This is a genomic window from Ruegeria sp. BHSA123 (genome assembly GCF_059613425.1).
In genome coordinates, this window is sequence record NZ_JBXWSL010000119.1 from 1 (window position 1) to 5,131 (window position 5,131).

The following is a 5,131-nucleotide window of genomic DNA, read 5'->3' on the forward strand; positions in this document are numbered from 1 at the left end:
CTTCGCAAACTTATCCCGCCGCGACGCATTGAATTTGAAAGGCATCACAGCATCCCGCAGTCAAATCAAAGGACCAGCTACGCATCGGAAACGATTTGTGCAACACGCTCGCTTCGATTGGGTATTCGTATCTGTTTCCCTGGTCAACTGAACGAGGAGATCCCGCAGGATACACAGCAAAAGTCAGTTATTCGGCAGCGTCCACGCGAACCGTCCTGATGCCCGGATCGACGCGGCTGTAGGCAGCCAACAGTCGCGCTGTCCACTTTTGCGAAATATAGTCGGCCATGAAGCGTGACGGCGCGACAAGAACAACGCGCCCCCCTGCCCTTTCTGCTTCGGACAGATGTTGAAACCAGCTGGCCCATAGTTCTGGATCGCGCCCGTGAAGAATCGCCTGAACCTGAGACCACACATCCCCTTCGGTGCTTTCCGGGGCATTTGGTTTGGTCGCGAAAGGAATAACATTCGTTTCAGGTTCTGGCACGTCGGTCATCCGGGCTTGAAAGTCTGTTCCGATAACAGGCCAAACCTCTTCGGTGTCTATCAGGATTTGTTTCAGGTCAATCTCGTACACAGCAACACGACCCCGCGCAGCAGGCCGTTTTACCGTTATCCAACCTAATGCGCGAAATCTGGACATTTCGCGCTTTACTGTTCTTTCGTTCACTGTCCACAGGCGCGCAATTTCTTCCCGCCCAATGGATAATTCGTTGTTACGCCAGTTATATCGGGTCGTAATCAACGCAATGATACGCAGAATACTTCGTTGCCGGTGCTTGTCGCCTGACAGCGCATGAACGGTCAGTGCGGACAGTATATCATATTTTAAAGCCGGCGCATTTCGCCCGACCGGTTTCGCAAGCTGCATACCCGTTCTCACCGCTCTGTCTGCCTCAGGCGGGTGTGTCCCGCCAATCTCGCGCCGTTTGCCAACGCTTTTCACCATCTTGGGATAATTAGCGTCCAAAGCTTCGATTCTGTCAAGAAGAGACTGGAACTTCGCCTGATCTTGTGCGGATCAATCTCAAAAAACTAAAAGAAATTTGGTGAAGTATTGGTGATGGGGGTCATTCTGGGTGTCCCCCTATCGGCCCTTTATGTCCCCCTATATGTAGCATTTCTTGCCAGAATGCCCCCCTATATACTGGTCGCCGGGGGCCTTCCGGGCCTTATGGTATTCACAGGGTCCGCCGAATCGCTTCGTAGGGTTTAAGGCCTTGTTTTCTTACCCACGGGTAAGAGCGCACCCTCATCATAATTTCTTTTGCGTAAAGTGCAAATCAGGCGTAAATAGGAAACGAGCAGAAATTTACGTTCCAAACTACGAGACCTGAGGCATGTACACGCACGAAGACCTGAACGCATTGCGCAATCAGTCCCTCAAATTGCAGGGCTGGATTCGCCAGCAGACCTTTAGCCCTGAGATGGAGAAAACGCTCCGCCGGTTTTCCAGTTGGGAGGTGTCCGAACTGATCTTCCGGGTTAACCAGTCGACCTTTCGCGGAAAGCTTGCAGCCGATCCTTCCCTGCCTGGCGGAGAAGTTGAGCCCGACGGGCGTCAGCGCTGGTTCAGCCTGGAAGAGGTGAATGAGCTGCGGCGACGGCTCAAGATTAATCGCAAGTCCCTGATGCCCCCTCGCCCTGAAGGCAAGCGCGCCATTCGTGCGGCTGTCGCAAACTTCAAGGGAGGCGCGGGAAAGTCGACCGTGGCGCTGCACCTCGCCCATGCGGCCGCCCTGGACGGGTATAGGGTCCTCGTGGTGGATTTCGACCCTCAGGCAACATTGAGCCATTCGATGGGCCTGACGGATGTGGCCGAAGACTACACGGTTTGGGGGATCATGGCGCGCGACCTCATTCGTGAGACAGAGCGCATGAATAACCGCCCCGCCGCTGCGGAATCGGGAACCACCCTGCCCCGCCGGGAGTTGCCGTCCGCGATAACGGACATGGGCCTTGGTGATCTGCGAATTGGTGATTTCATCAAGAAGACCTCTTGGTCGACGATCGATGCGATACCTTCCTGTGCGAACGCAGCCTTTGTTGAATTTGCGTCGGCCCAGTACCGGCACCTGAATCCCGAATGGTCCTTCTTTGCGTCGGTTTCCCGGTATCTGGATCAGATTCCTGATGATGCTTATGACCTCATTCTGTTCGATTGTCCGCCCGCAATCGGATACCAGTCTATGAATGCGGTCTTTGCCGCTGACATGCTTTATATCCCTTCTGGGCCCGGATATTGGGAGTATGACTCGACCACATCGTTCATCGGCCAGTTGGCAGAAGCGTTGGAAGATCTGGCTTATGGGTTCGACAAGACCTTACCCACGGGTAAGATTGGATTGCCCAAAACCTTCTGTGAGTTGCGGTTCCTGTTGACGCGGTATGAACCGGGCAATGCGCTCCATCTGGCGATGTTTGATGCCTTTAAGAAGGTCTTTGGCGAACATGTCGCTCAGCACCCGGTGGAAATGACCCGTGCGGTGGAGCAGTCGGGACGTTTTCTGAGTTCGGTTTACGAAATGGACTACCGCGAGATGACCCGCGAAACCTGGCGGCGTGCCCGCTCGACTTTTGACAATGTGTATGAGGAATTCCGGGGCGTAATGTTATCGGCCTGGGACAAGGTGGAGGATGACGCATGAGCCGCAAGCGGAGAATGTTCGATATTGACCTACCGGCTATGGATGACATTCCTGTTGGTAAAGTACCGGACAAAGTTTTTGAAAAACGACGCGGTCCAATGGCCGCGGCAATTTCGGAAAATGCCGACGCTTTACGTGATCAGCAATCGACGGAACAATCCATCCGCGCCGAAAACGACCGTCTTGCACATGAACTGGTTCGGCTGAGAGCCGAAGGTTTGGTGACAGAACGGGTGTTGCTGAATGACGTTGTCACAGAAAAACTGACGCGAGATCGCAAACCAGGTCCTGATCCGGAACTGGATGAACTCAAAGATTCGATCCGGGACATCGGCTTGTCCAACCCGATCCGTCTGGAACGCAGGTCGGACGGGCTGTATGAATTGATCCAGGGCATGCGCCGTTTGTCCGCCTATCGTGCTTTGTACGATGAGACCGGGGACGAAACCTACGCCAGAATTCCAGCGGGGATTTCTGACGCGGGTGATCTGGACAACAGTTACCGGCGCATGGTTGACGAAAACCTGATCCGAAAGGATATCTCATTTGCGGAAATGGGCGCCCTCGCCCGTGCATATTCCGAAGACCCAGCGAATGACTGTCCGGATGTCGACAAAGCGGTTTCCACGCTGTTTAAGTCTGCCAGCTATACTAAGCGTAGCTATATCCGGTCTTTCGCCAGTTTGTTGCTGATGCTGGACAAAGTTCTGATCCACCCGAACGACATTCCGCGAAACGTGGGCGTTGAGCTAAAGCGCAAGTTCGACGCGACGCCGGGTCTGGTTCGCCAAGTGAGCGAGGCACTGAAGAGCGAGCCTAATCGGGATGGTACGCGCGAGGTTGCAATTCTCAGGTCATTTCTGGCTGAGCCAGAAGCCACGTCTTCAAGTAAGTCGGATGCAGTCAGCGCAGGTAAACCGCGCCGTGCGAAAACAACATTTCAGGTCTCGGGTAGGGCTGGGATCGCAAAATGCGCTGCCTCAAGTGGACGGATCGAGATCCGGTATGATCTGGATTTCACACGCGTTGATCGAAGCAAGCTGGAAGCGGCGATTGCCGCGCTGATCGATGCGCTTCCCGAAGAAGACGACCTTACCCACGGGTAAGATCATGGGCCAGCAAAGCGGGAAAAGGCGTCGGAAAGGTTCCGGCGCCTTTTTTTTGGCGCGCTGGGGCAGGGGGCTTGTTGGCATCGTCGGATACATCGCCTGTCCAAGCTGAACCGGACGTCACGGGCACTGAAGCGAACAAAGCAACCGACATGTTAAGACTTGTTCTTAAGTCGAGTTCGAGATTTCCCAAGATATCGAAATTTTGCAAAAGGAGTTTTATAGCATTTACGGCCGTCCAGTCGGAAACTAGAGGTGGCGCGGAGGCGTCGCGCTTTCACCGCTGACCAGCAGAACGCAACCCTTGAAACACAGTACAAGCATCAAAACAGGGTTTGCAGCTGTTCATATTTCAGGCGTAAATTACACTATATATAGGTATCAGGTACAGTTCTTTTACAAAATATGCTAAGATCCTTGGCTTAGCGGACTGAACAGAAGTTGCTTATCCAAAGTGCTGCGGAACGGACTTTGTTCGTGGTTCTGAGGCAACTAAATGCGTCCCACGACATCAGTTCTGACCAAATGACCACCGGCACCTTCGGGTGCCAGCTTTACCACGGTAACAGCTGAAAAATCTTAGGAAGCAAGGCTAAGGAGAAGGGGAGGGGGGGCTTGATCTGAGCAGATAACACGCCTCATCTTTTTTCTTGAGGCGTTTGTATAATTATAGGAATGTATTCGAAAAAATCGAAAGCAGAACAGAGGAGTAGGCGTCAAATGGCCGGGAAGTTCGAAATATACAAAGACAAGGCCGGGGAATTTCGGTTTCGTCTGAAAGCCGGGAATGGTGAAATCATTCTGGCCAGTGAAGGATATGTTCAAAAGGCAAGTGCCACGAACGGGATCGAGTCAGTCAAGAAGAACGCACCGGATGACGAGCGGTATGAACGCAAGGAAACCAAGTCCGGCGGTCACATGTTCAATTTGAAGGCCAGCAACGGGCAGGTCATCGGCACCAGCGAGAGCTATACCAGCGCTTCTGGGCGGGATAACGGGATCGAGTCGGTCAAGCGGAACGCACCGGACGCACGTGTCGACGACCTGACCTAACTTGGCGCGGTAACGCCCTGCCACTCCTATAGGTGCAAACTGCGACGCCGGGATGCGTGGACGCATCTCGGGTAACTCGACTTCGCCACCGAGGCCGTTTGCCCGGGATTGCCGTTACCTACGCGAGTTCAGTCAAGGAATCCGCACCTGCCCTTGTATCCGAAGTCTTTAGGGTCGCAGAAAATACCCCGACTGAGCCGGGGTCTTTTAGAGCGTGTTGCACAAATCGTTTCCGATGCGTAGCTGGTCCTTTGATTTGACTGCGGGATGCTGTGATGCCTTTCAAATTCAATGCGTCGCGGCGGGATAAGTTTGCGAAGG

Annotated in this window: 4 protein-coding genes; 3 read left to right on the forward strand and 1 reads right to left on the reverse strand. The window is 53.7% G+C overall.

What is annotated here, in order from left to right; all coding sequences use genetic code 11:
• Positions 1 to 187 precede the first annotated feature (187 nt).
• Positions 188 to 871: a DnaA N-terminal domain-containing protein gene (locus AC2FNC_RS20010; protein WP_480478067.1), complete on the reverse strand. Its 684-nt coding sequence runs from the start codon at positions 869 to 871 to the stop codon at positions 188 to 190.
• A gap of 469 nt (positions 872 to 1,340) precedes the next feature.
• Between AC2FNC_RS20010 and AC2FNC_RS20015 the strand changes: the two genes are divergently transcribed.
• The 3 genes from AC2FNC_RS20015 (at position 1,341) to AC2FNC_RS20025 (ending at position 4,810) form a co-directional block, all read left to right on the forward strand.
• Positions 1,341 to 2,648: an AAA family ATPase gene (locus AC2FNC_RS20015; RefSeq protein ID WP_496716450.1), complete on the forward strand. Its 1,308-nt coding sequence runs from the start codon at positions 1,341 to 1,343 to the stop codon at positions 2,646 to 2,648.
• The gene (locus AC2FNC_RS20020; RefSeq protein ID WP_496716451.1) at positions 2,645 to 3,754 is read left to right on the forward strand and encodes a ParB/RepB/Spo0J family partition protein; all 1,110 of its coding nucleotides are present in this window, start codon (positions 2,645 to 2,647) and stop codon (positions 3,752 to 3,754) included. The genes AC2FNC_RS20015 and AC2FNC_RS20020 overlap by 4 nt, the downstream gene beginning before the upstream one ends.
• A 723-nt stretch (positions 3,755 to 4,477) precedes the next feature.
• Positions 4,478 to 4,810, forward strand: coding sequence for a YegP family protein (locus AC2FNC_RS20025; protein WP_480478062.1), 333 nt, complete (start codon positions 4,478 to 4,480; stop codon positions 4,808 to 4,810).
• The last annotated feature ends 321 nt before the right edge of the window (positions 4,811 to 5,131 follow it).

What these genes read in the sequence shown, in the direction of transcription:
- AC2FNC_RS20015 (WP_496716450.1), top strand. Translation starts at nt 1,341, where the DNA reads ATGTACACGCACGAAGACCTGAACGCATTGCGCAATCAGTCCCTCAAA.
- AC2FNC_RS20025 (WP_480478062.1), top strand. Translation starts at nt 4,478, where the DNA reads ATGGCCGGGAAGTTCGAAATATACAAAGACAAGGCCGGGGAATTTCGG.
- AC2FNC_RS20010 (WP_480478067.1), bottom strand. Translation starts at nt 871, where the DNA reads ATGCAGCTTGCGAAACCGGTCGGGCGAAATGCGCCGGCTTTAAAATAT.
- AC2FNC_RS20020 (WP_496716451.1), top strand. Translation starts at nt 2,645, where the DNA reads ATGAGCCGCAAGCGGAGAATGTTCGATATTGACCTACCGGCTATGGAT.